The sequence below is a fragment of the Brevinema andersonii genome (assembly GCF_900112165.1).
GTDB lineage: Bacteria > Spirochaetota > Brevinematia > Brevinematales > Brevinemataceae > Brevinema > Brevinema andersonii.
On sequence record NZ_FOKY01000006.1, the window covers coordinates 16,742 to 39,818 of the forward strand.

The 23,077-nt window shown below is 36.2% G+C and carries 23 protein-coding genes; 12 read left to right on the top strand and 11 right to left on the bottom strand.

Translation table 11 applies throughout. The annotated features are described in order from the left end of the window. Window positions 1-80: 80 nt before the first annotated feature. Window positions 81-1,313: a mechanosensitive ion channel family protein gene (locus BM018_RS04450; protein WP_159428175.1), complete on the bottom strand. Its 1,233-nt coding sequence runs from the start codon at window positions 1,311-1,313 to the stop codon at window positions 81-83. Window positions 1,314-1,326: 13 nt separating this feature from the next. Next, a complete protein-coding gene (locus BM018_RS04455; RefSeq protein WP_159428176.1) occupies window positions 1,327-2,721 on the bottom strand; it encodes a CCA tRNA nucleotidyltransferase in 1,395 nt (464 codons plus the stop codon). Window positions 2,722-2,880: 159 nt separating this feature from the next. Here BM018_RS04455 and BM018_RS04460 point away from each other — a divergent pair, with 159 nt between their 5' ends. The 7 genes from BM018_RS04460 (at window position 2,881) to BM018_RS04490 (ending at window position 9,749) form a co-directional block, all read left to right on the top strand. Then, entirely contained in the window at window positions 2,881-5,256 is a 2,376-nt protein-coding gene (locus BM018_RS04460) for a DUF3536 domain-containing protein (RefSeq protein ID WP_092319050.1), read from the top strand. A gap of 84 nt (window positions 5,257-5,340) precedes the next feature. Next, entirely contained in the window at window positions 5,341-6,465 is a 1,125-nt protein-coding gene (locus BM018_RS04465; protein WP_092319052.1) for a tetratricopeptide repeat protein, read from the top strand. Then, window positions 6,458-7,024, top strand: coding sequence for a hypothetical protein (locus BM018_RS04470; protein ID WP_092319054.1), 567 nt, complete (start codon window positions 6,458-6,460; stop codon window positions 7,022-7,024). The genes BM018_RS04465 and BM018_RS04470 overlap by 8 nt, the downstream gene beginning before the upstream one ends. 2 nt (window positions 7,025-7,026) lie before the next feature. Further along, on the top strand, window positions 7,027-7,719 hold the full coding sequence (locus tag BM018_RS04475; protein WP_092319056.1) for a tetratricopeptide repeat protein: 693 nt from the start codon (window positions 7,027-7,029) through the stop codon (window positions 7,717-7,719). Beyond that, on the top strand, window positions 7,716-8,387 hold the full coding sequence (locus BM018_RS04480) for a hypothetical protein (protein WP_092319058.1): 672 nt from the start codon (window positions 7,716-7,718) through the stop codon (window positions 8,385-8,387). Before BM018_RS04475 ends, BM018_RS04480 begins: the two co-directional genes overlap by 4 nt. An 8-nt stretch (window positions 8,388-8,395) precedes the next feature. Then, entirely contained in the window at window positions 8,396-9,367 is a 972-nt protein-coding gene (locus BM018_RS04485) for a lysophospholipid acyltransferase family protein (protein WP_092319060.1), read from the top strand. A gap of 121 nt (window positions 9,368-9,488) precedes the next feature. After that, a complete protein-coding gene (locus BM018_RS04490) occupies window positions 9,489-9,749 on the top strand; it encodes a co-chaperone GroES (protein ID WP_092319062.1) in 261 nt (86 codons plus the stop codon). 26 nt (window positions 9,750-9,775) lie between these two features. Here BM018_RS04490 and ybeY read toward each other — a convergent pair whose 3' ends face one another. The 3 genes from ybeY to BM018_RS04505 all read right to left on the bottom strand — a co-directional run bounded on the left by ybeY (window position 9,776) and on the right by BM018_RS04505 (window position 11,399). Beyond that, window positions 9,776-10,249 (bottom strand): rRNA maturation RNase YbeY, encoded by a 474-nt coding sequence (ybeY, locus tag BM018_RS04495; RefSeq protein ID WP_092319064.1) that lies wholly within the window; start codon window positions 10,247-10,249, stop codon window positions 9,776-9,778. A gap of 12 nt (window positions 10,250-10,261) precedes the next feature. Beyond that, on the bottom strand, window positions 10,262-10,804 hold the full coding sequence (locus tag BM018_RS04500; RefSeq protein ID WP_092319066.1) for a hypothetical protein: 543 nt from the start codon (window positions 10,802-10,804) through the stop codon (window positions 10,262-10,264). Window positions 10,805-10,901: 97 nt separating this feature from the next. Continuing rightward, complete coding sequence (locus BM018_RS04505; protein ID WP_092319068.1) at window positions 10,902-11,399, bottom strand: CarD family transcriptional regulator; 498 nt, start codon at window positions 11,397-11,399, stop codon at window positions 10,902-10,904. A gap of 139 nt (window positions 11,400-11,538) precedes the next feature. Here BM018_RS04505 and BM018_RS04510 point away from each other — a divergent pair, with 139 nt between their 5' ends. The 5 genes from BM018_RS04510 (at window position 11,539) to BM018_RS04530 (ending at window position 16,176) form a co-directional block, all read left to right on the top strand. Beyond that, window positions 11,539-12,141, top strand: a complete 603-nt coding sequence (locus BM018_RS04510; RefSeq protein ID WP_159428177.1) for a YdcF family protein — start codon at window positions 11,539-11,541, stop codon at window positions 12,139-12,141. A 21-nt stretch (window positions 12,142-12,162) separates the two neighbouring features. Continuing rightward, window positions 12,163-13,104, top strand: a complete 942-nt coding sequence (locus BM018_RS04515) for an ABC transporter permease (protein WP_092319072.1) — start codon at window positions 12,163-12,165, stop codon at window positions 13,102-13,104. A gap of 251 nt (window positions 13,105-13,355) precedes the next feature. Then, window positions 13,356-14,204, top strand: a complete 849-nt coding sequence (locus BM018_RS04520; RefSeq protein WP_092319101.1) for an ABC transporter permease — start codon at window positions 13,356-13,358, stop codon at window positions 14,202-14,204. Window positions 14,205-14,210: 6 nt separating this feature from the next. Beyond that, on the top strand, window positions 14,211-15,215 hold the full coding sequence (locus BM018_RS04525) for an ABC transporter ATP-binding protein (RefSeq protein ID WP_407640964.1): 1,005 nt from the start codon (window positions 14,211-14,213) through the stop codon (window positions 15,213-15,215). Continuing rightward, window positions 15,208-16,176, top strand: coding sequence for an ABC transporter ATP-binding protein (locus BM018_RS04530; protein ID WP_092319076.1), 969 nt, complete (start codon window positions 15,208-15,210; stop codon window positions 16,174-16,176). The genes BM018_RS04525 and BM018_RS04530 overlap by 8 nt, the downstream gene beginning before the upstream one ends. Window position 16,177: 1 nt before the next feature. On the opposite strand, the gene BM018_RS04535 is transcribed toward BM018_RS04530, so the two are convergent. From BM018_RS04535 to BM018_RS04560, 6 genes are all read right to left on the bottom strand, one after another. Further along, entirely contained in the window at window positions 16,178-16,714 is a 537-nt protein-coding gene (locus tag BM018_RS04535) for a hypothetical protein (RefSeq protein WP_092319078.1), read from the bottom strand. Beyond that, window positions 16,707-17,597: a MinD/ParA family protein gene (locus BM018_RS04540; protein ID WP_200778565.1), complete on the bottom strand. Its 891-nt coding sequence runs from the start codon at window positions 17,595-17,597 to the stop codon at window positions 16,707-16,709. Before BM018_RS04540 ends, BM018_RS04535 begins: the two co-directional genes overlap by 8 nt. 10 nt (window positions 17,598-17,607) lie before the next feature. Further along, the gene (locus tag BM018_RS04545; RefSeq protein ID WP_092319080.1) at window positions 17,608-18,975 is read right to left on the bottom strand and encodes a flagellar biosynthesis protein FlhF; all 1,368 of its coding nucleotides are present in this window, start codon (window positions 18,973-18,975) and stop codon (window positions 17,608-17,610) included. Between the two features lie 61 nt (window positions 18,976-19,036). Continuing rightward, window positions 19,037-21,118, bottom strand: coding sequence for a flagellar biosynthesis protein FlhA (gene flhA / locus BM018_RS04550; protein WP_092319082.1), 2,082 nt, complete (start codon window positions 21,116-21,118; stop codon window positions 19,037-19,039). 14 nt (window positions 21,119-21,132) lie between these two features. Then, the gene (gene flhB / locus BM018_RS04555; protein ID WP_092319084.1) at window positions 21,133-22,290 is read right to left on the bottom strand and encodes a flagellar biosynthesis protein FlhB; all 1,158 of its coding nucleotides are present in this window, start codon (window positions 22,288-22,290) and stop codon (window positions 21,133-21,135) included. Continuing rightward, window positions 22,287-23,072, bottom strand: a complete 786-nt coding sequence (locus tag BM018_RS04560; protein ID WP_159428178.1) for a flagellar biosynthetic protein FliR — start codon at window positions 23,070-23,072, stop codon at window positions 22,287-22,289. Before BM018_RS04560 ends, flhB begins: the two co-directional genes overlap by 4 nt. Window positions 23,073-23,077 lie beyond the last annotated feature (5 nt).

The window sequence follows — 23,077 nt, forward strand, 5'->3', positions numbered from 1 at the left end:
TATTTATTTAAGATAAGAATACAGAAATGTATTCTTATTATGCTATAAAATTTTATTTTCGTCAAGTTTTTTTATCATTTTTATGAATTATTTGTAAAATCCCTCCTTTCTAATTGAATTAACGACTCTTCTGCAGCAAATCTTATTTTATTCTCTTGAAAGATCTTAACTACTTCCATATGAACTGCATCAGTAGAAGATAATCGCGTAAATGCTGTCGGAATAAAATAGTTCAAACGAAAACGATATGTTGTTCCCTTGGGTTCCAGAAAAAATACATAAGGTTCTGGATAACGTAATACGCCAGTTACTTTGTTGGTAGCTTGTACCAATAGTTCTTTTACGGTCTCCGGAGAAGCATCGCTTGCATGAGTCGTATAGTATATAACAACACGCATTCGTTTTACTGGCTGGGAAAGGTTCGTAATAACCATTTTTGCTAGAATCCCGTTTGGAATGATGATAATTTCTTCATTAAATGTCCGTAATTTTGTACTTCTATAGCCTATTTGGAAGATAATCCCTTCATTACCGTTTTCGAGAATAACATAATCGCCTTCGGTATAGGTTTCGTCGAGCATCAGGCTGATGCCTCCAAAAACATGTGATAATGCGTCTTGCAGGGCAAAACCAACAACAAGCCCAGCAATCCCCAAACCGGCCAGTATAGGACCTAACTGAACCCCCCATAGCCCTAATAATACAGTAATAAAAATTACTGTCCATGCGGCTCTGGTTATTCGTGAGAATACAATAAAAACGTTTTTGTTGCGGAAAAACTTTATTCTGTTATCGGATGAGTGATAGATGAGAATAGCACGAGAATAGATCGACAAAATCCTCCGTGAAACAATGTAAAGCAGCCAAAGCAGAATAGAAAATAAGATAATTCTTAATACACGGGTGAGAGCTTCAGGCAAGTTAAGTACGTCCAGTCCAAGAATAACCCCTAAAATCAACCCTGACCATAGAAATTGCGGAGATGATAGAGATGTCCATACACGCCGCCAAAAGAATTTTTTAGAAGATAACGCTTTTTTGCCTGTAATGTAAAGTGTCCAGCGTAGCATTAAAGTGATAATTAATGCAATCATCACAATCAGCAAAAACCCAGCGTATGGTTCAGAAGCAAGAATATCACCTAGTGTTTTAACTATAGAGTTTGATGAAGAACGAGCCATATTAATTAATTCTTGTGTGGAACTCACGGCAGATTGTTTTACTTCCATAGTATTGGTATTTTGCACGGAATTGGTGTCCGAAAACATATTGGAGAAATTCATTTGTAATGTCCTGATGAGTGATGAAAACATAACTGCCTCTTTTTTATTGGACTTCTGTCTTACGCAAATAAGTACGTATTTGTTCATGAAGATCGTGTTTGTTGTTTAATGTAGGATCATCAAGTACCAGTTCCAGTAGATGCCTAAGTATTTCACCAATTAGAGGTGATGGCTGCAAATTGAATTCTTCTATCAATATATTGCCGTTTATATGGAGGTCGCTGATTTTTAAAGCGGCATCTTCCTCGAGAATTTGATCAATTCGTTTTTTGAACTCTTGAAAAATATGAGGACTTTGTTTTTTGGTGCCACTGCCTAAACGATCTGCTTCACGTAGAAAAAACAACTCGCGCAAGAAAGCCTGATCTCCATCAAACCGCCTTAAAAATCTCCGGATTGCACCATCTGTCCAGTCTTTTGTGTAGTAAAACATATGCATTTCCACTAAAAGTACTGCTTTTTCGCGTTGTTCGTTGGAAAATTTCAACCGTTTCATGATTTTATCGGTCATTTTTGCGCCAATAATTTCATGATTATAAAAAACATTCCCATTGCCAATCTTGAGTGCGAAATTTTTTGCCCGTGGCTTACCCACATCGTGTAATAATGCCGCAAATTTAGTAATAGGATCATCAGAACGAATAAGATCACATGTTTTACAGTTATGGGTATAAACATCATAACGATGAAATTCATTTTGTTCTACTCCGTAACCTTCTAAGAGCTCCGGAAGAATATATTTCAAAAGATCGCTCGTACGCATAGCTTCGAGGCCTATCGAAGGCTGGTCAGAGCACAACATTTTTAACAGTTCATCGCGGATTCTTTCATGAGAAACAGCTGTAATATTTTGTGATAGTGCTTTAATGGCAGCAAAAGTATTTTCCTCTATAGAAAATCCAAGTGTAGCAGCAAATCGGCATGCTCGAATCATGCGTAACGCGTCTTCACGGAATCGTTCCATGGGATCACCGACTGTGCGGATAATTTTATTTTTGATATCTTCTCTGCCATGAAACGGATCATGAATCATTTTTGTGATAGGATCTGCAGAGATCGCGTTGATCGTAAAATCACGTCGTGACAAATCTTCTTCAATAGAATGGGTAAATTTAACATGATCAGGATGCCGGCTGTCCGAATAAAAACCATCCAAACGGTATGTGGTTATTTCATAGTGCTTGTTATTTAAAACAAGAGTCACAGTGCCATGTGCTAGACCTGTGGGAACAATAAAGCAGTTTTTAATCGGTTTAAAAACTGCTTTAACCTGATCAGGAGAGGCCGAAGTTGCCAGATCGAAATCAATATTTTTTTGGTTTCTTAAAGCATCTCGCACCGCACCGCCTACTAGTTTCAGTTCGAAACCTTGGTGATTTAAGATATTGGAAATAAATAAGATGTCGTCAGGAATCGCTTGAGGAAACAGTTTTTGCACGCTTGAACTCCAATTTTTCAAATGATGTGCCTTTTATACAAGTATAATTATTCATTTCAAAAAAATCAAGAATTATCTTAAAAAACTTGTTTCCGAATTATTTTTTTTGTAATTTTGTGGTATAATGCAGAGAATGCAATATTTTCAAAGGAAAAAGCTATGAAAAAAAACTTTTTTATTTTGCACGGGCATTTTTATCAGCCGCCACGTGAAAATCCCTGGTCAGGCTATGTAGACCGGCAAATTTCTGCCTATCCTTACAACGACTGGAATACTAAAATTAATACGGAATGTTATGCAGCTTGTACTCGCACTCCGGTTTTGGAGGGCGAAGAAGTCTTGATGACAGTGAATTGCTATGAGTATTTGTCGTTCAACTTTGGACCAACTCTGCTTGCATGGATGCAGAATTTAGATGCTGACCCGCAAACCCTTAAGCGCATCATTGAAGCTGATAAGATTTCTGTCAGTAGAAATTATGGTCACGGTAACGCAATTGCCCAGGTATATAATCATATGATTATGCCGCTGGCCAGCGAAAGAGATCAATATACACAAGCATTGTGGGGGTTGACTGACTTCAAACGCCGCTTTGGGCGCGACTCCGAAGGCTTGTGGCTGGGCGAAACTGCTATCAATGAAATTACCGCTGCAATTTTAGTAGATTGTGGGGTTAAGTTTGTGATTTTGTCTCCATTTCAAGCCGCTGCAGAAGCCAATCCCGGAGGCCAACGTATTGATGTCGAAGGAGGTAAAATCAGTGCTAATCGTCCTTACATCCTCAATACTAAAAATGGGTCATTGGCTGTATTTTTTTATGATGCTCAGCTTGCATCGGGGATTAGTTTCGGGAATTTGCTGAGCGATTCTAATAATCTTTTGGCTGCGGTCCGAAGCGCTTTTGCTGCTCAGGATTCTGAAGTTAGACTTGTTCATACGGCAACTGACGGTGAAGTTTACGGCCATCACAAGCCTTACGGTAATATGGCATTAGCACGCCTTGTTTATGATATTATCTCAGAGACTGATCCGGAGTTTGTGTTTACCAATTACGGCCGTTTTCTTGCAGACAATCCTCCTACTGTCGAATGTTTTCTGCTTCCCGGAAAAGACGGACTTGGTACCGCGTGGAGCTGTGCCCATGGGGTAGGGCGCTGGCATGAAGATTGTGGCTGTCATACCGGAGGTCTTGACTCGTGGAATCAAAAATGGCGTACTCCCCTTAGGGAAGCATTTGATTATTTACGTGACGAAATCCAAAAAATTATTGCATTCAAGCTTGACGGGCTGGTTCAGGACGTTTGGCAGGCGCGCAATGATTTTGCTATACCGTTCATGAGTAATGATCCTCAAGATTATGAAGTGTTTTTTGCCAAGCATCAAGTAAAAACACTCTCCGAACAAGAACGATTTTTCGTTATTAAAATGATGGAAGCGCTGCATTATGCAATGCTTATGTATACAAGTTGTGGCTGGTTTTTTTCGGATATTTCAGGCATTGAGACTATCCAAGATTTGCTTTATGCTCAGCGCGCTTATGAATTTGTTCAGGATTTTCTCGACCCTGCTGTTTATGAAACATTCCTGAATATTTTGGATAAAGGTATGAGTAACGTTGTAGGTCAAGGCACTGGAAAACAGGTTCTCTTGAGTTCTGTGAAAGAGTCGCGTCTTGATTTTGCAACTCTTAAACAATATGTCTGCTGGTATGCACTTAGGGAGGGGTTTCAGGATGTTCAAACCGTGACTAATGAATTTTCCGTTGCTCAAGTATGGGCTGATCCCAATCATGACCGTTATGTATTTAAATTTTTTAATTATATGGGGTTAAATATTCATACGGCATTCTGCCTGATGTCAAAGGGCTCAGATTGGAGCGGACATCTTTGTTGGATTGATCTTGATGAAAATGATTCTCATGATTTCGATGAAAATTTTTGGAGTCAAGCAGAAACTTGGAATGTATCACAGTTATCGACATTACCACTGCTGCTACGCATAAGATTCATTGCACGTAGTATTCATTATGAAATGATCCGCGGTTACCGCCATAAACGCGCAGAAGGGACTTTGTCTCTTGATGCAGTTTGGGGAGCAGAAAATCTTTTGCTACCTTATGAAAAAAGGGTTTTAGTATTTCATTATGCAATGCGTGTGCATCAATTTGCATTAGATCTGGCGTATGACGACAGGGACTATTTTTTGGATGTGTTTTTACGGGAAGCTGTGCTCCTTAAAAAAAGTGCCGATTCGCTTCAAGAAGCAGCTTTGTATCTTGAGCCTGTTGTGATTGCACTGGAAGTTTTTTTACAGAGTGCCCTCAAACAGAAAAGCGCTGAAATGCTGAAAGACGGCCGGATTATTTTCTGGGGAATCAAGGATTCTGTCAGCGCGCAGTATATGGATAAATTTAGAGATTTGATCTATGAATACCATAAATCGACAATATTTTCTATTAATAATCCACTGTTTCTTATGGAGTTCAAAAGTCTTATGGAGGATTTAGGGTTTGCTAATAGCTCGATAAATATCTAATTAAAATAGTTTGCGCCAAACGAATTTTTATTGTATAATATATGAATACGAGTTAATATTTCACTTTCGTTAGGAAAAGGGGCAATGAGAGCAGATTTTTCAGCAGATATCAATTTGGCAAAGCATTTATCTATTCAAAAAAAATATAAAGAAGCACGTAAAAAATATATGGAATTGCTCGGCCAAATTGGAAATATGAACTGTATGCAGCAAGTAATGATTTTTGCTGGCCTGGGTCATATTTCTAGGATCAAATTGCTGTTCTCAGAAGCCGTGGAATATTTTGAAAAAGCTCTCAAACTAGAACCTAAAAACCGGTTTGCTCTCAATGGGATCGCAAATAGTTATCGAGGCTTGAAAAATCATTCCCGGGAAATACACTGGTGGAAGCAACTTTTGAGCTATCATCCTCATGATTTTTTAGCTATGAATCGTTTAGCAGACGCGTATCGCCATAAAAATGATAACGATCAAGCTGAAATATTATATTTACAGTCTCTTGAGTTAAAACATAATAATAAATTTGCATTAATGGGGCTAGGTGATTTATATTTTAAGCAGAAAAAGTATAATCTGACTCTGAAATATTGGGAAAAACTGCTAATACTACATCCTGAGTTTATCAATATTATGACGATGGTAGCTAATATTTACCGTATGCGGAAAAATTTTACTGATGCGTTGTACTACTACAAAAAAGCTTATGAAATTGCACCTTCTAATAATTATGTATTATTTGGGATTGCAGATACGTTGCGCGGACAACTTTTGTATCGAGATTCCATTGCGTATTGGGAGCAGTGCTTTAGCAACAATAAAAATGATACCCGTGTTTTGACCCGCTTAGGAGATATGTATATGCAGTGTGCTATGATAGAAGAAGCGGAAAAGGTGTATATCAGAGCCTGGGAACAAAATAAAGATAAATACGGCTATCTTGGGCTAATAAAATTTGAAGCTTTCCAGAAAAATTACCAAAAAGTAATAGAAATGATACAAAAAATGTTAAAAACTTCAGAGACTGAGAATCGTGTGGTGGCGATTATTGTGGAAATTTTGTTTTCTATAGGACATAAAGATAAAATATATAATCTTTTGTCTCCTTATGTTGATTTAAAAGATATAGGGATGTTTTCGAGGCTGATGGTTCAAGATATGGTAAATTTTAGAAATAATACGGATACAATAGGTAATATAATAGATGAATAAAAAATTCTTTTATGTTTTTTTAACTGTTGTGATTTTGGGAAATAAGAATTGGAGTTACTTTCCTGATGACATGTATTTTTTCGATTTTATACCGGACACTATTGAATATTTTGTTTCAGAATCAGGAGATAAAATACGATTTCGTCGTATACTGGACATGACAGAAAATAATTTTTATTTTAACAGTATGCTTCAAATTTTTTCACGTAATGAAGAGTTCAATTATCATTTGAAATTTTCTGTGTCCGATAAAGGGGATATTTTTTTGATGCGAATAGATGATGGTTTTTTTTCTGCAGATTTTTCTAAACCTTTGTTTATTTTGCCGCGTGCTTCGGCTATAGAAGAACCCTTTGATCAGACAATTGGCAATAATATTTCGTTATCCAAAATACAAGCTGTTCAGCCTAAAGGAGTGAGTTTCCGCCTGCTTTTGGGAGTTCGGGAATATATTCTGCATTTTGAATACCTTAAAGGTCTGCAGATGATAAAAACTCCTGATGATGTTTTCAAACGCACTACGTTGAGAGTTTTTAATTTAACGAAGTACAAGGAATAATAATGGATCGAAATTTGAATGAAGAAATGGAAGAACTGCTCAACCGGTGCGCTGAAACAGGTGACTATAATAAGGCTGCGGATGAATTATTGATATATCTGGAGAAGATGCCTGATAATCCGTTAATTTGTTTTTATTTGGGTCTAGTTTTGGTGCGTTTGAAAAATTATCAGAGTGGTATTCGTTATCTTGAACAGGCTAAAAATGCGAAATTGGATCCTGGTCAGAAGTTACGTTGTTTAGTTTTTTTGGGAAAAGCTTATGCTGATGTGAAAGCATACAGTAAGGCTGAGCGAGCTTTTCGTGAAGCTCTGCAGACAGGAGTGCCCGAACCTGGCGCTTATTCGGCGTTGGGTGTGGTGTTCTACGAACGTAGTATGGTAAATCAAGCGATTGATGCTCTTAAGAAAGCTCTCGAAATTGATCCGAATTATCCTGGAGCATTGAATAATTTAGGTTATATTCTCATTGAAACCAAAAAAGATATTTCTGAGGGCATTCGCCTTTGCACTCAAGCAGTACAGCTTGATCCCAATAATCCGGCATATAGAGACAGCTTGGGGAAAGCTTTGATGGATAACGGTTTTTATGAAGAAGCAAAAACTGAGTTGGAAAAAGCATTTGAATTGTCTCCCGATAATGAAATTGTAGCCGGACACCTTTACGAATTAAAGAAATTGACGGAGGGAGTATGAAAAAATTCATACTGTTGGGTCTTATTTTCAGTGTATCGTTGTCATTTGGAAAGGAAAAAACAAAACAAGATCCTCTTACAAAACCTTATAATCCTTTTTCACTGATTATGCCTGCAAAAGAATTGCTCGTTCAGATGCCGGTCGACCGTGTACTTGACATGGGTGCTAGTGCTTATGGACATGGTTTTTATGGACGGGCTTTGTATTTTTATACGAATGTTATAGAACTGTTTTCCAAAGAACATGCAGCTGTTGCTTGGGCGCATTATGAAGCTGCTTATATTTATAACAGACGGTTTCAGCGGGAAAAAGCGTTAGAGCATTTGGATGCTATTTTAGCGATGCCTCAAGCACCCGCTACGGTTCAAGCTTTGGCACAGACTTTGGCCATTAGAATTAGAAATCCTAAAGCATATCGTGTATATTTGAAACAGGAAGACTCTGTTTTTTTAGCTGATAAGAAGGCTAAATATGTTTTAGACAAACAGATAGCTAAAGAAGAAGCTGCTGCTGATAAAGCACGGCGTGCTTTACAAAAAGAACGTAAAAGGCGCGAAAAAGCAGAACGAAAAGCTTTGCAAGCAGCACAAAAAGTAGAGCAAAAGGCTCGGCAAAGACAAGCAAAAGAAGATGAAAAATTAGATAAATTATCCAAAGAATCATTTTAGGGTATTTTATGGCAAAACGACAGTTTTCTATTTTTAGAAATATATCAATGGCATTAGAGGCAGGGTTTATCTTGCCTTTTGTCTATCTTTTGTCGTTGTTTCCGTTTGAGAAACTTTTTGGAATATCTAAAAGCATTGGTTTCTTTCTTTTCAAGATTTCTCCCCAAAAAAAGCAAGAAATTTTAGAAAATCTTAAAGTTATAAATCCCCAAAAACCTTGGTCTAATAAAGAATTAGATTGGATTGGATCTGTGCTTATGGGATATCCTTTAAGGATTTTTGTTGAAACAATAAAACTTGGGCGTATGGGGTTTCAAGATCGGATCAGCTATATGCGTATTGTGCATCCTCAAGTTTTTGCCTATGGATATAGGCTGCAGCAGGAAAAAATTCCTGTTATTTTTATTACTTTGCATGCTGGGAATTGGGAATTCTATGGACAGTTAATGAATGATTTAGGTTTTCGTATGGCTTCTGTGGTTGAAAGGCAGTTTAATCCTTTTCTTGATAAGCATTTTCAGTATCTCAGGAGAAAAATAGGAATTATTCCTGTTTATAATGAGATTTCTCAGTTGAAGCCGATTATACAATATTTGAAATCAGGAGATTCTGTCGCTTTAGTCGCTGATCAAAATCATTGGTTTGATCCTGTTTTTATTGATTTTTTTGGTCATGAAGCTGCAGCTCCTAAAGGAATAGCTAATTTAATATTGCGTACTCAAGCACAATTGATGTATGGTGCCTCATTTTATTGCGGTCAGGGAAAGTATCTTTTTGAGTCTTTTGTACCGGGATGTTTTGAGTTGTCGGATAATAAGGAGCAAAATGTCATAGATATTATGACATTTGTCTATCGTTATTTTGAGAGTGTTATTTTAAAAGATCTTTCTAATTGGTATAGTTTAGGTTTTAGCCGTTGGAATTTGACACGGGAGTCTCTTGCTGAATGGAAAAAAAACCCTGATTCCGATCCATGGTAACTTAGGGTTGTTTTTTTTCATAGCAAAATAGTAATTTAAAATATCGTTGCGAATTGGCAATTGGCATGAAATTTGCTAATATACTGATAGAAAATAAAATTTTAAAAGAATGGAGGATATCATGAAAATCAAACCACTCGGCAGTCGCATTTTGGTGCAAATAAAGGAAGGGGAAGAAAAAACTTCTGGTGGTCTCTATATTCCTGCAACAGCTCAAGAAAAAACTAATACTGGCATTGTGGTTGCGTTAGGAGATAAAGATGTTACAGTTAAAGAAGGACAAGAAGTTATTTTCGATAAGTATGCTGGAACTCAAATTAGATTAGATGACAAAGACCATTTATTACTTGATATGGATAATGTTTTAGCAGTTATAGAATAAAAAATCCCCTCATATGAGGGGATTTTTTATATGTGAACTTGGAAAATTTTATATTTTAACATGAAATGATCCATCAATTGGTCTTGAAGTTGAAACATAATTAATTCGTCTTCTGGACCTCGTTCATGATCGAATCCTAAGAGATGAAGCAAGCCATGTATACTTAATCGTGCTAATTCTTCTTCATAATCTATCCCAAATGCTTGGGCTTGTCGTTTTGCTGTTTCAGTTGAAATAACAATATCTCCTAACAATAAATTTTGTCCTGGAAATATGTCTCCTTCATGTTGGGCAAAAGATAACACATCTGTAGAAGCATTTTTGTTTCGGTATTGTTTATTAAGCTTTAATATATAGTCGTCATTGCAAAAAAAAATAGAACATTCATAGTACTGTTTATCAAATTGTATAAGGATATTTTCTAAATACGTTTCTAATAGTGTCAGAAAATCTGAAGAAGGTTTGTTAAGACTTTGAGATTCAAATGCAATGTTAATCATGATATCCTCTTTTTATTTGAAATGCAAACCTGATGAATTATATTTATCGAAATGATGTAAAATATCTTTCTGAGGGGGTATATTATATTTTGGTATTTTTCCTTTGACTTCTGCAAAAAATTCAATATCTCCATTTTGCTTTATTCTAAATAATTTTATATTATTTTTTGTATATTTTCTATCTAAAAACATAGAACGTGATGAAGGTGGAACTTTTTCCATGTAACCTTTATCCGTTTTTATAAGCCATGCTTGAGTATGCAAATTATATTCTAGACTGGCTTTCCATATCAAAAATACGCGAACATGACTTTGAGGTAAAATAATAATTTCACGTTTCTCTCGAATCTGAATAGTTTTATTTGGCGTTATTATTGAATAACGTGTTTTTTTAGGTTTTTTTTGTCGGGCAGGCCTATAAAAATTATCGGAAATGGGCATAGAACTTAGCAATATCATAAGCTCTTTTTTCTTAAGCTTGCTTGATGCTTTAATTTGATGTTGCCTTGCTAGTTCTAACAGTTCTATTTTAGTTAATTGCTCAAGTAAATCCATGATATACTCCATACTTAAATAAAATTTTCCTTATTTAATATTAACATAAATGAAAGTTTAAGCAAGAAATTTTAAATAAATTTTAATATTTTCCACATTATTCCAATGAAGGAGTATATTTAACCAGAATATTTTCAATTTCTTGACGGATATCTTCAGGATCCTTGCTGAGAACGACAGCTACTTCACCGGACAGCATATCAAGAGCGTCATTGAAAAGCTTTTTTTCGGTTGAGGACAATTCTTTCACCATGTGTCTACGGTGTAAATTTCGGATAACTTCAGCAATATCAATAATTTTTCCTGATTTGATCATTTCCGTGTGAAGTTTGTAACGTTGTTTCCAGTCGAATGTATTGACGTTCCCTTCCGAAGCAAGAATTTCGAAACTTTGTTTGATCATTTTTTCCGTTGCTAGGGGACGAAGTCCTGTAGCATCCAGATTATTAGTAGGCAACATGACTTTCGTGTGCGTTAAAGGAAATTCAATAATCAAGTATTCACGTTTTTCGCCAAGAATTTCCTTCTCTTCTATGTCAATGATTTGACCTGCTCCATGAAACGGGTAAAATACGGACAAACCTTTTTCAAACATCTTAACCTCTTTATTGTTATTATTACTTTATTTTTATATCGGCATTTTTTTCAAAGAGTCGACTCATAAATTGATTTTTCTCAAGAATAATTTGCATTTCTTAGCACATTGTCTTATGATATATAATGGAGATTTTTATATGCGTCTTATGATGAAAGTTGTATTTTCTATTGCTTGCATTTTGTGTATACTTTTTGGCATTCTTATGGCATCACTACTATTTTATGCGCCTTCTGGACAAGATATTCCTTCAGATGCAGCGCTTATTACTATTTTAGGAGCTGGCTATCATAAAGATGGATATCCTGTGCCTGCTTTAGAGCAGCGCCTTCTGAAAGGCATTTCTTTATGGGAGCGCATGCCTGCAAAATCTGAATCATTATTACTCATAAGCGGGCGTAGAGAAGAAGTATCTATTATGCATAGCTTTTTAGAAAACAAAGGTATACCTTCTCACCGCATTATTTCGCATATATATGGAACAAATACCCGTGCCACGGTACTGCATGCTAAATCCTTATTAAAAGGAGATAAAAAGTATCCTGTGTTTATTTCCCAAGCATATCATCTGCCACGCATACAATTTTATACTTTTGTTTATGGTATGCCGAATGCTCGTTTTATAGCAGCAAACCGTATTCCTCTTCCTATGGCAGAAATGATGCCTTTAGTTTTTAGAGAATCTGTTGCTATTTTTATATTTCCTTTTATTTATTTTTGGAATCAAGGCGAATCTTTATAATATAAAGAGTGGGGTTTTCTTATGAAAAAATATATTTTTAAACGTATGTTAATGCTTATTCCAGTACTTTTAGGAATTTCATTTGTTGTATTTTCGATAATGTCCCTGACACCTGGCGATCCAGCTCAACTTATTTTAGGTGAAAGTGCTTCTGAAGAAGCTATCCATGCAAAACGTCAGGAATTGGGATTAAATGATCCTTTTATTGTGCAGTATTTTCGTTATGTATCACGGATAGCAGTTGGTGATTTTGGGCGTTCATATTCAACCAATCTCCCAGTTTGGACAGAAATTTGGTCACGTTTTCCTAATACTCTGGTTTTAACTATTTCCAGTGTCTTTTTAGCGATATTTATTGGAATACCGATTGGTATTTTTACAGCAGTACGTCAATATTCCTTGTGGGATAGTGGGATTATGCTTCTAACCCTTCTAGCAGTTTCTATGCCTGTTTTTTGGTTTGGTTTAATGTTAATTTTGTTGTTTTCGCTCCGTTGGGAACTTCTGCCTGCAGTAGGGCAACCCTCTTTTTCTTGGCACGGATTCAAATCAATCATTCTGCCAACTGTGAGTTTGGGCACCAGTACTGCTGCTGTCATTACGCGGATGACCCGTTCTTCTATGCTGGATGTAGTTCGGCAGGACTATATACGAACAGCTCGTGCTAAAGGAGTCAGCGAGAAAAACGTGATTTATAAACATGCATTCAGAAATGCTTTAATACCTGTGTTGACTGTTATAGGTATTCAGTTTGGCACTCTGCTAGGCGGTGCAATTCTCACTGAAAGCGTTTTTTCTTGGCCTGGAATCGGCCGCTTGTTGGTTGAAGCCATTCGGCAGAAAGATACCCCCCGCGTTATGGGTGTTGTGATCTTTTTAGCAGCAGCTTTTAGTGTTGTTAATTTAGTAGTAGATATTCTTTATGCTTATGCAGATCCCCGTATTAAATCTCGTTATAAATAAGGGAAATAATTATGAAACAAAAAATAATCCAGCAATATTCCGAAAATATTCTTAAATCTTTGTTTTCCCGATATAAAATTCCGCTTTTAACAACAGGCTTTATTCTTCTTATTGTTATTATTTATGATTTGGTTATGGGTTATGGACCGTCTATACAAACCAACTCAGGATGGGCACGATCAGTACATTTTGCTGCAATTACTTGTAGGTTGATTCTTATTTTATCTTTTATATTTGTACTTTTCATTCGTATGTTTGGTTCACAGCTTCAAAGTATAGCTATACGTCTTCTGAAAAATAAACTTGCAGTTGCTGGATTTTTTATTTTAATGGCTTTAATGTTAATAACTGTTTATGCAGACTATATTGCCGATTATAATACTGTTGTTATCAAACAAGATTTAAGTAATACTTTTGCTTCTCCTAGTTCTAAAGCAATTCTAGGGACAGATGAATTTGGAAGAGATATTTTTGCTCGTATAGTTCATGGAACAAGAATTTCATTAGTGATAGGTTTTATTGCTGTCAGTCTTTCTATTGTAATAGGTGGATTTCTTGGAGCTTTAGCTGGATATTTTGGCGGCTGGATTGATAATATTATTATGAGGATTATGGATATATTTTTAGCGATTCCTTCTATTTTATTAGCTATTGCTATTGTTTCAGCCTTGGGCTCGAATCTTGTAAATCTTGTTATTGCTCTATCTATATCATCTATACCTGTATATGCCCGGATTGTTAGAGCATCAGTATTATCGGTACGTGATCAAGAGTTTATTGAAGCAGCTCATACTATTGGTGCAGGAAATCTTTATATTATTTTGAAACATGTTGTTCCCAATGTGCTATCTCCGATTATTGTACAAGGTACTTTAGGGATTGCTGCAGCTATCTTAAGTATTGCAGGATTGAGCTTTATTGGTTTGGGAGTGCAACCGCCGACACCGGAATGGGGATCAATGCTTGCTGGTGGACGTAATTTTATTAGAAAAGCTCCTTGGGTCACTACCTATCCTGGGATAGCGATTATGTTGTCAATTTTATCTTTGAATTTATTGGGAGATGGACTACGAGATGCTCTTGATCCTCGTTTGAAGTAGGGAGGGATAATGAACGATATTATTTTGTCTATAAAAAACTTAGTAGTTGAATACACTTCCGAAAATGGCATTGTCAGGGCAGTCAATGGACTGAATCTTGATTTGAGAGCTGGTGAAACTTTTGGATTAGTAGGCGAAACCGGTGCTGGCAAAACAACAACAGCATTGAGTATTTTGAATTTAGTTAGTAGGCCTCAAGGAAGGATTGTATCAGGGACGATAGAATTTTTAGGTCAAAATCTCTTAACTTGCTCTGAATTAGAGCTTCGAGCAATTCGTGGTAGTGCTATTTCTATGATTTTTCAAGATCCTATGACATCTTTGAATCCTGTGATGACAGTAGGTGATCAAATTTTAGAATCGATCCGCATTCATCAGAATCTTTCTCAGGAAGCGGCCTTAGCAAGGACTGGGGAAATGTTGGAATTAGTAGGTATTTCAGCTCAACGTATGTATGATTTTCCTCATCAATTTTCTGGAGGTATGAAACAGAGAGTAGTCATTGCGATGGCATTAGCATGCAATCCACAGTTGATTATCGCTGACGAACCTACTACCGCATTAGATGTGACCATCCAAGCACAAGTTTTAGAGTTGATTCAAAATCTTCAGAAAAAACTGAATACCTCGATGATCCTTATTACTCACGATTTGGGTGTTGTGGCTCAAGTATGTGATAAAGTAGCTATTATGTATGCAGGAAAAATTATTGAAAGTGGTACTGCTAGTGATATTTTTTGTCATACCAAGCATCCTTATACTAAGGGATTATTTGATTCCATTCCGAATCTTACTAAAAATGTTAAGCGTTTGCATCCTATTTGGGGTCAGCCTCCGGATCCTACATGCCTTCCGACAGGCTGTTCTTTCCATCCTCGATGCCCTTATGCTGATAAACTCTGTTCTATTCGAGTTCCTCTTGAAACGCATATTGATAGTCTGCATTTAGTTGAATGTTTGATTTATGAAGGGTTGGTTAACGCTCATGTAAAAGGAGATCGTGATGAATAAGCCACTTATTGAAGTAAAGAATTTACGAAAATATTTTCCGACTCCAAAAGGAATTTTACATGCAGTTGATGATATTTCGTTTTCCATCATGCAAGGTAAAACTTTAGGAGTGGTGGGAGAATCTGGATGTGGGAAATCGACAACAGGCCGATTATTGTTGCGTCTTATTGAGCCTGATGCAGGAAATATTTTTTTTGAAGGCCAGGATATCTTATCTCTAACTTCCCAAAAAATGAGAAATGTACGGCGGGATATCCAACTGATTTTTCAAGATCCGTATGCTTCCTTAAACCCTCGTATGAGTATTGGCGAAACAATCGCTGAACCTTTATTAGTTAATAAAATTGTAAAGCATGGTCCTGAATTGCAAAAGCAAATTTGTAAAATAATGGATATTGTTGGTTTAGCAAGAAATTCTATTAATGCTTATCCTCATGAATTAGATGGAGGGCGGCGTCAGCGTGTCGGTATTGGCAGAGCTTTAGTACTGCAACCGAAATTTATTGTTTGTGATGAACCTGTATCTTCGTTGGATGTATCTATTCAAGCTCAAATTCTTAATTTAATGCAGGATCTTCAGGAAGAATTTAAATTAACATATTTATTTATTACTCATGATTTGTCAATTGTAAAGCATTTTGCAGATGATATTATGGTAATGTATCTGGGGAAAATTGTAGAACGAGCTCCATCTAATATGTTATTTGATAATCCTCAACATCCTTACACTCAAGCACTGCTTTCTGCGATTGCTGTACCGTCATTAGATCAGAAATATGATAGAATAAAATTAAAAGGGGAAATCTCATCTCCTATTGATCCACCGTTATATTGTCGTTTTGCACCTCGATGTATGTTTGCAACAGATATATGTTTTCGATCTGAACCTGAATTATTATGTACGGAAAAATCTCATGAATGTGCTTGTTTTAACCACAAGAATTTGATTAAACAATATTAAATTACAATTCATTAAGTAGTCGTTGTCTATCTTGATAATCTTGAGATTCGCTTATGCCTTCTTCAAGAAATTGCTCTTGTAAACGTGCTGCTTTTATTAATTGATTGATATCTGTAATCTTAATAATGCTGGATGATTCTAATGTTAATTGTATATTTTTTTCCCTATTGAGCCATATGACTTTTGATGCTGATCTAGTTGTTGGAGCTCCATATTTATCACATAATGTTTCTGAAAGAGTATAGAAAGAAAAAGATTCTGGATCAAGAAAAATAGTAATTTGATAACTTTTAGTTTCCAGAAAATCAATAAATATTTTTTTTATAGTTCTTTTTTTACCTTTTAGTGTCACAGTAAAAGGAGTAGGAGGGATCAATTGAAATAACAAAACATCTCCGTCAAGAAGTAAATCAGGATGGTTATTTACTAACGATATAATATTATCTTTTTCCATGCCTAAGTTTAATCCTAAAAATGAAAATTCTTGACCGAACAATGTCATAGGAATAAAAATTATAAACCAAAAGAAATTATTCATGGCCTGTAAGGTAACTTAAAATTTTTTTCCATCCAGGGGTTTGTTCTAGGGTGTTTAAATCAATGTTGAGGAGCCGTCGAGCAATTTGTTCTATACTATGAGAGATTGGAGTACCTGGATTGAGGATAGTAAATGGTATTTGTTTTCGTACTGCGCTGGGAATAAGTGGACTATCTGGTATAAAACCAAGAGGTTCAATCTTAATATTAAGGAATTGTTGAGCGATTGCAATAATTTTACTGGCTACTTTTTCTGCTTCTTTTTGATTTTGTGCTCTGTTTATGACCAGTTTGAGTAAAGGAGGAGAAGGTTCTAATGCTATAGATTTTATTATTCCGTAAGCATCTGTAATTGAAGTTGGCTCGGGGGTGGTAACAATAATTGTTTCGTGAGCAATTCCTGCAAATTGTGTTACATTAGAAGAAACCCCTGCTGCAGTATCAATAATAATAAAATCAGCGTAATTGAGCTCTAAAATTGCTTTAATAAAATTTATTCGATCGCTTTCTTCAAGATTAGCAAGCTGACTTAGCCCTGATGCTCCAGCAATTAAATCGATCCCAAAGGCAGTGGGAGTAATGATCTCTTTGAGAGTTTTTTGCCCTTTGAGCACATGGTATAAGTTAGATTTGGGGATAAGTCCGAGCAGGACATTGATATTTGCCAATCCAAGATCGGCATCCATAATAACAACACGTTTATTAAGAGGATATTGGTTGGAATCTTTTAGGTTTGCAAGAGTAATCGCAAGATTAAGTGCAAAATTTGTTTTACCGACTCCACCTTTCCCTGAAGTTACAGAGATAATACGAGTATGGGAATTATTTTGTTCTACTAAATTTTTGATATTTTCTATTTGGTCTGATCCAAGTACCATTGGCATGAAATAACTCCTATATTAGTGCGTCATTAATAAGTTTATTTAAATCTATAATGCCAAAATCCTGTGGAATTTCCTGGCCGTCTGCTAGGAATGATAAAGGCATTTGATATTTGTAAGCTATAGAAAGAATAGAGCCATATGATTGTGTTTCGTCTAATTTTGTAATAATAAAATGTTTGTAGGGTAAAATATTATACGCATTGCATATTGCATCTAAATCCGAAAACTTAGTCGTCGCGCTGAGTATAAGATGAATATCAATCGAAGTTTCGAATTGTTGTATCCAATTTGCTAGTTCTTGAATGGGTAAAGATTCTGATGGACTTTTTCCTGCAGTATCAATAAATGTATAATCAGTATCTTCTTGATGCAACGCCTTTAAGAAATCTTCTTGTTTTGTAATCGGAATAAATTCAGCCTGCATATAACTGGATAATTTTTTTAATTGAGATTCTCCACCTATTTTATACTTATCCAGTGAAATAAAACGAAAACTTTTCTTACGCATATATGCAATATGGGCAGCTAGTTTAACGAGAGTACTTGTTTTACCAATACCTGTGGGACCAATAAGCATAATTTTTTGGTGTGTGTAATTGTCTATATTGATATCGGCTTGAGGAATATTTTGCTTGAGAAAATCTTTTGTTTTCAGCAAAAGTGAATTTTTTTCGTTTATAGGATTAGGCTCATTTTCAATTTCTTGAATGAGTTGAGTAATAAAATATTCAGCAAAATCACGATCTCTTAAGAATTGTTCCAACCAGCGAATGTGTTGTTTATGAATTTGATATTCGTCCGGTAAACTTTGTTCGTCTTTGAATTTTTGGACCGCTTGCTGATGAAATAAATTATTTTGATTTTGTTTGATATAATTAAATAGCATATTTTGAATTTCTTTGAGATCATTTCGTAAACCTGAAAGTTCTTGTTTGAGAAGATCGTTTTCTTTAAGCAATTTGATATTTTTATCGATTGGTGTTAATGTAGAGCGTGTTTCTGTTTGCTCCATTTTTGAAATCTTATCAGCAACGCGTGATATGCTTTCTAGGAAAAGTGAATCTTCTTTTTTAGTATTTTTTTGCTTTCTAAGAACAGATTTTTCAGTAGCCGTTAATTTTTCCGATGATGGAACATAGGGTGTAAAATGAGATTGTGCTTTTTCTGTGTCTATGGACAAAATTTTTTCTCTGCTGCTGAAATGTTCGGGAATGCCAACAGTAACTTTATAAATTTTTTCTTTTTTCAGGCCTAAAAAGGATGAAATTTCTTCTTCAGTCGTTGTAATCAAACGGGCATCGCGCAAACTGGGATCTTTTTTGTTGAACTGAGCCATCGCTTCCTGCTTGGTTTTTCCTTGAAATGTCACATATTTCATTACATATCCTTATTTATCCTTATTTATCATTATAAAATTTTTTGCTATTTAATGCAATTTTTTACTCGGTAATTACCCCTAATTGTTCTACAGAAACATAAGATGGAATTTCTGAATAGGCAATTACAGAAATATTGGGAAAAGATCGAGATAATATTTCCCGTGCTAAACGTCGTACTCGTTTTGAACACAAAATAACCGGGTGGATACCTTCGGAAAGGTTTTGTTCTATTGCTTTGCCAACAGAGTTCACAAACTGATTCATATGCTCGTTGTCTAGAGTGCTGATATAACCTTGAGGAGAATCTTCAATAGAGTCGCTTAAAATTTGTTCCCATTTTGGATCAATAAGCAGTCCTTTGAGAGAGCCGTTAGTATTGACTGTAGGATCGGATGTTATTTGTTTACCTAATGCATCGCGGACTTGTTCGGTTAGCGCGTCCAAGTGAGGAACTGAATTCCGATAGTCGGAAATAATTTCCAAAATCGGTACCATATTTCGGATTTTGATTCGTTCTTTTAGGAGGTTTTGAAGAATTTTATGAATTTCCCCAACATTCGAATGTTTCAGAGCATCGTCAACCAGGGTTGGAAATTCTTTACGCAAAGCATCCATCATTTCTTGAACATCCTGTCGTGTCAATAATTCAAAAGCATTGCGGCGGATAAGTTCTGTCAAGTGTGTTGCAACAACTGATGGAGGATCGAATACATCAAATCCCTGCATTTCTACTTTCGCTCTGTCTTCAATATTAATCCATTTGGCTGGAAGATTAAATGCTGGTTCCCGACTTTCAATACCTTCAATAGAATTAAGATCTTTTTGTGGATTCATCGCAAGCAGCCGGTTGACAAATATGCGTCCTTTACCAATCTCAACGCCTCTAATCTTGACAATATATTCCTGAGATTCAACACTAACATTATCGGTGATGCGGATCGGCGGTACAAGAATGCCTAAATCCAAACCAATATGCCGCCGCATGAGTTTGATGCGTTCCAAAAGATCTCCTCCTTGCGCTTTATCAACTAGGGGAATCAAACTATATCCAATTTCCATGCTCATAGGATCGACATGCAAGATATCTTGAATAGTAGGTTGAGCTTCTTCTTTTTCGGCGATGATTTTTTCACGATTTTTTGTTTCCTGCTCGGCTTTGATGGCTTGGCTCATAATGTAAGCAGATCCAACCATAATACCTCCAATCAAAAGATTAAGTAATAAAGGAAATCCTGGCAGAAATCCTAAAAACATAATGGCAAATCCAGCAATAAACAAAGTTTTCGGGAGCATGACAATTTGATGAGCAACGTCAGTTGCAAATTTTTCGTTAGCAGAATTGCGGGTAACAATAATACCAGTTGCAACCGATACAAGTAATGCTGGAATTTGGGATACAAGGCCGTCACCTATTGTCAGTGTTACATAATGTTGTACGGCTCCTCCTAGTGTTTCTCCCTTGGTAATACCGATAATAATACCACCGATAACATTTACTAAAACAATAACTATTGCTACTTGAACGTTTCCTGAAACAAATTTTGAGGCTCCATCCATTGCTCCGTAAAATCCTGCTTCCATAGTTAGGGCATTACGTCTATTGCGAGCTTCTTCTTCGTTTATCGCACCGGAATTGAGCTCTTCATTGACGGCTAGTTGCTTACCTGGCATTGCATCTAAGGCAAAACGTGCAGCGACTTCTGAGACGCGTGTTGCACCTTTGGTGATTACTAAAAATTGAATCGCTAAGAGAACAATGAAAATAATAAATCCTACAACTAAGTTCCCCGAGACGACAAAATCACCAAAGGCCCGAATAATGTTTCCGGCTTGCCCTTGAGTAAGGATTAGCCTTGTCGATGAGACGTTTAGAGCTAGTCCGAATACCGTAGTCAGCAGAATCAGTGTTGGAAATGATGAAAATCCTGATGGCTTATTAACGTATAAAGTAGACAAAATAATCAGAAATGATAGAGCTAGGTTCAGAAGTAAAAACACATCCAATAAGATTGGGGGTACCGGTATGATAAGCATAAGAACAACACCGACAGCAGCTAATGCAACGAATAAATCAGAGTGCCGGGATAATGAATCAAGCATTTTAAAACCTTGTTCGAGAGCTGGGGATTGTTTTTCAACCATAAAAACCTCTTAAATTATGATGTCTGAGTTCGAGACTGTGCACTGTATACCAAAGTCAAGATATCTGCAACTGTTCGATAGAATTCTACCGGAATTTCATCTCCGACTTCAGCTATAGCATACAAACCTCTAGCTACCGGTTTGTTTTCGTGTATGGGAACACCATGTTCTTGAGCAATCTCACGAATCCGTAACGCTGTTCGATCAACTCCTTTGGCAACAACAATAGGAGCATTCATATAGGAACTGTCATACTTGATCGCAATAGAGTAGTGAGTAGGGTTTGTAATAATGACATCTGCTGCCGGAACGGCCGTCAACATTCGTCGTATTCCCATCTGCTGTTCGAGCTGGCGTATTTTTTGTTTAATTTCTGGATTGCCTTCGGTTTCCTTGAACTCGTCTTTAACTTCTTGTTTGGTCATTTTCAGCGAATCTAGATATTCTCTATATTGAAAAATATAATCAGCAATGGCAAATACAAAAAGCAAAGCTCCGCTGACTGCTACAAACCTTACAATTAGGCCTGCAAGCATTCCAAATGCAGTATTATGTTCCATGCGGACGTATGCGATCATAGTTGGGAGATCATTTACGGCAAATAAAAATGCAATGCCGAATACTGTAATTACTTTCACCAGAGATTTTCCCAAATTAAATAATGCCTGTTTTGACCAGAACATTTTTTTGAGATTGCTGAGCATGTTGCCGAAAATTTTAGAGAAATTAGGACTCAATTTTTTTGATGTGAATAAAAATCGTGTTTGAGCTAAAGACACTGCCAAAGCAAACAGAACCCCAATGCCTAAAATCGGTCCTAAAACCTGCATGATTTGTATAATAAAGTTAATGCTTAGTGCTTGTATATTGTTTTCCGAAAGCTGGATACTGTTAATACCGTTGATATAATAATGTATCAATTCGAATAAACGATTATAAAAATAACGCCAAAATACCGTAATACCAAAAAAAATACCTAAAAATACAACAATACCTATTAATTCTTGTGATTGAGGAATATTACCTTCTTCACGAGCTTTACGCTTTTTGATCTCGGAAGGTTCTTCTGTTCGGCCTTCGTCTTCGGGAGAGGCAAAACGTTGCAAATCAAAAACATAATTTTCAGGCAGGTGTATATTTTGTAAAAACCATAAGGATTGAGAGGTTTTCATGGTGTTTTCCCTGAGATTCGGATAAATTGTTGTATCGATTCCTGAAGCTCTTTGAGGAATAAAGTACTAAAATCAATTAATGTGGGCAGGATTAGCCATAACATTCCGAATCCTATAATAATTTTGATATTCCAACCCATAATCATGACATTGAATTGTGGAGCTACTCGCGCAATCAATCCCATCGCAATATCAAGCAGCAGTGTAATACCGATAATAGGCATCGAAATCCTTAAAGCAAGAGAAAAAATAATACTGGATGTCATTTTCAGTTCCGGCAATAGGCTTTTAACGGTATTTTCTTGCAGTAAGGCTACTTCGCGAAATGATCGCACGATAATTTCAATAAATACAATATGCGATTCGGTTCTTATAAAAAGCATAGTCATAATCAGCGATAAAATCCCACCGACAGCGGGCAGATCTATTTGGGAAACAGGATCAAGGCTTTCACTGATTGTGAGCCCCATAGTGGTTGAGAAGACGGAACTGGAAAGTTGAAATGCCGATACCATAATTTGCACGCAAAATCCGATCGCTGTGCCTATCAGGAAACTGCTGAGTGTCATCATCCCGAATCCTGCAAGATCCGCAGGTAATGGTATCAGTTTGAGCCCAATAATTATTGGGGAACTAAGCAACGCAATAAAAAATGAAAGTCCTGCACGAAAAAGCATAGGTACATTTGCTGAAAGGATCGGTATTGTTAGAAATAATCCAAAAATCCGGGAAAAAATAATAAGAAAAATCTGAAAATTTAATTGAAAATAATCAACCAGCAAAAATT

What these genes read in the sequence shown, in the direction of transcription:
- BM018_RS04450 (WP_159428175.1), bottom strand. Translation starts at nt 1,313, where the DNA reads ATGTTTTCATCACTCATCAGGACATTACAAATGAATTTCTCCAATATG.
- BM018_RS04460 (WP_092319050.1), top strand. Translation starts at nt 2,881, where the DNA reads ATGAAAAAAAACTTTTTTATTTTGCACGGGCATTTTTATCAGCCGCCA.
- BM018_RS04465 (WP_092319052.1), top strand. Translation starts at nt 5,341, where the DNA reads ATGAGAGCAGATTTTTCAGCAGATATCAATTTGGCAAAGCATTTATCT.
- BM018_RS04470 (WP_092319054.1), top strand. Translation starts at nt 6,458, where the DNA reads ATGAATAAAAAATTCTTTTATGTTTTTTTAACTGTTGTGATTTTGGGA.
- BM018_RS04475 (WP_092319056.1), top strand. Translation starts at nt 7,027, where the DNA reads ATGGATCGAAATTTGAATGAAGAAATGGAAGAACTGCTCAACCGGTGC.
- BM018_RS04480 (WP_092319058.1), top strand. Translation starts at nt 7,716, where the DNA reads ATGAAAAAATTCATACTGTTGGGTCTTATTTTCAGTGTATCGTTGTCA.
- BM018_RS04485 (WP_092319060.1), top strand. Translation starts at nt 8,396, where the DNA reads ATGGCAAAACGACAGTTTTCTATTTTTAGAAATATATCAATGGCATTA.
- BM018_RS04490 (WP_092319062.1), top strand. Translation starts at nt 9,489, where the DNA reads ATGAAAATCAAACCACTCGGCAGTCGCATTTTGGTGCAAATAAAGGAA.
- ybeY (WP_092319064.1), bottom strand. Translation starts at nt 10,249, where the DNA reads ATGATTAACATTGCATTTGAATCTCAAAGTCTTAACAAACCTTCTTCA.
- BM018_RS04500 (WP_092319066.1), bottom strand. Translation starts at nt 10,804, where the DNA reads ATGGATTTACTTGAGCAATTAACTAAAATAGAACTGTTAGAACTAGCA.
- BM018_RS04505 (WP_092319068.1), bottom strand. Translation starts at nt 11,399, where the DNA reads ATGTTTGAAAAAGGTTTGTCCGTATTTTACCCGTTTCATGGAGCAGGT.
- BM018_RS04510 (WP_159428177.1), top strand. Translation starts at nt 11,539, where the DNA reads ATGCGTCTTATGATGAAAGTTGTATTTTCTATTGCTTGCATTTTGTGT.
- BM018_RS04515 (WP_092319072.1), top strand. Translation starts at nt 12,163, where the DNA reads ATGAAAAAATATATTTTTAAACGTATGTTAATGCTTATTCCAGTACTT.
- BM018_RS04520 (WP_092319101.1), top strand. Translation starts at nt 13,356, where the DNA reads ATGTTTGGTTCACAGCTTCAAAGTATAGCTATACGTCTTCTGAAAAAT.
- BM018_RS04530 (WP_092319076.1), top strand. Translation starts at nt 15,208, where the DNA reads ATGAATAAGCCACTTATTGAAGTAAAGAATTTACGAAAATATTTTCCG.
- BM018_RS04535 (WP_092319078.1), bottom strand. Translation starts at nt 16,714, where the DNA reads ATGAATAATTTCTTTTGGTTTATAATTTTTATTCCTATGACATTGTTC.
- BM018_RS04540 (WP_200778565.1), bottom strand. Translation starts at nt 17,597, where the DNA reads ATGCCAATGGTACTTGGATCAGACCAAATAGAAAATATCAAAAATTTA.
- BM018_RS04545 (WP_092319080.1), bottom strand. Translation starts at nt 18,975, where the DNA reads ATGAAATATGTGACATTTCAAGGAAAAACCAAGCAGGAAGCGATGGCT.
- flhA (WP_092319082.1), bottom strand. Translation starts at nt 21,118, where the DNA reads ATGGTTGAAAAACAATCCCCAGCTCTCGAACAAGGTTTTAAAATGCTT.
- flhB (WP_092319084.1), bottom strand. Translation starts at nt 22,290, where the DNA reads ATGAAAACCTCTCAATCCTTATGGTTTTTACAAAATATACACCTGCCT.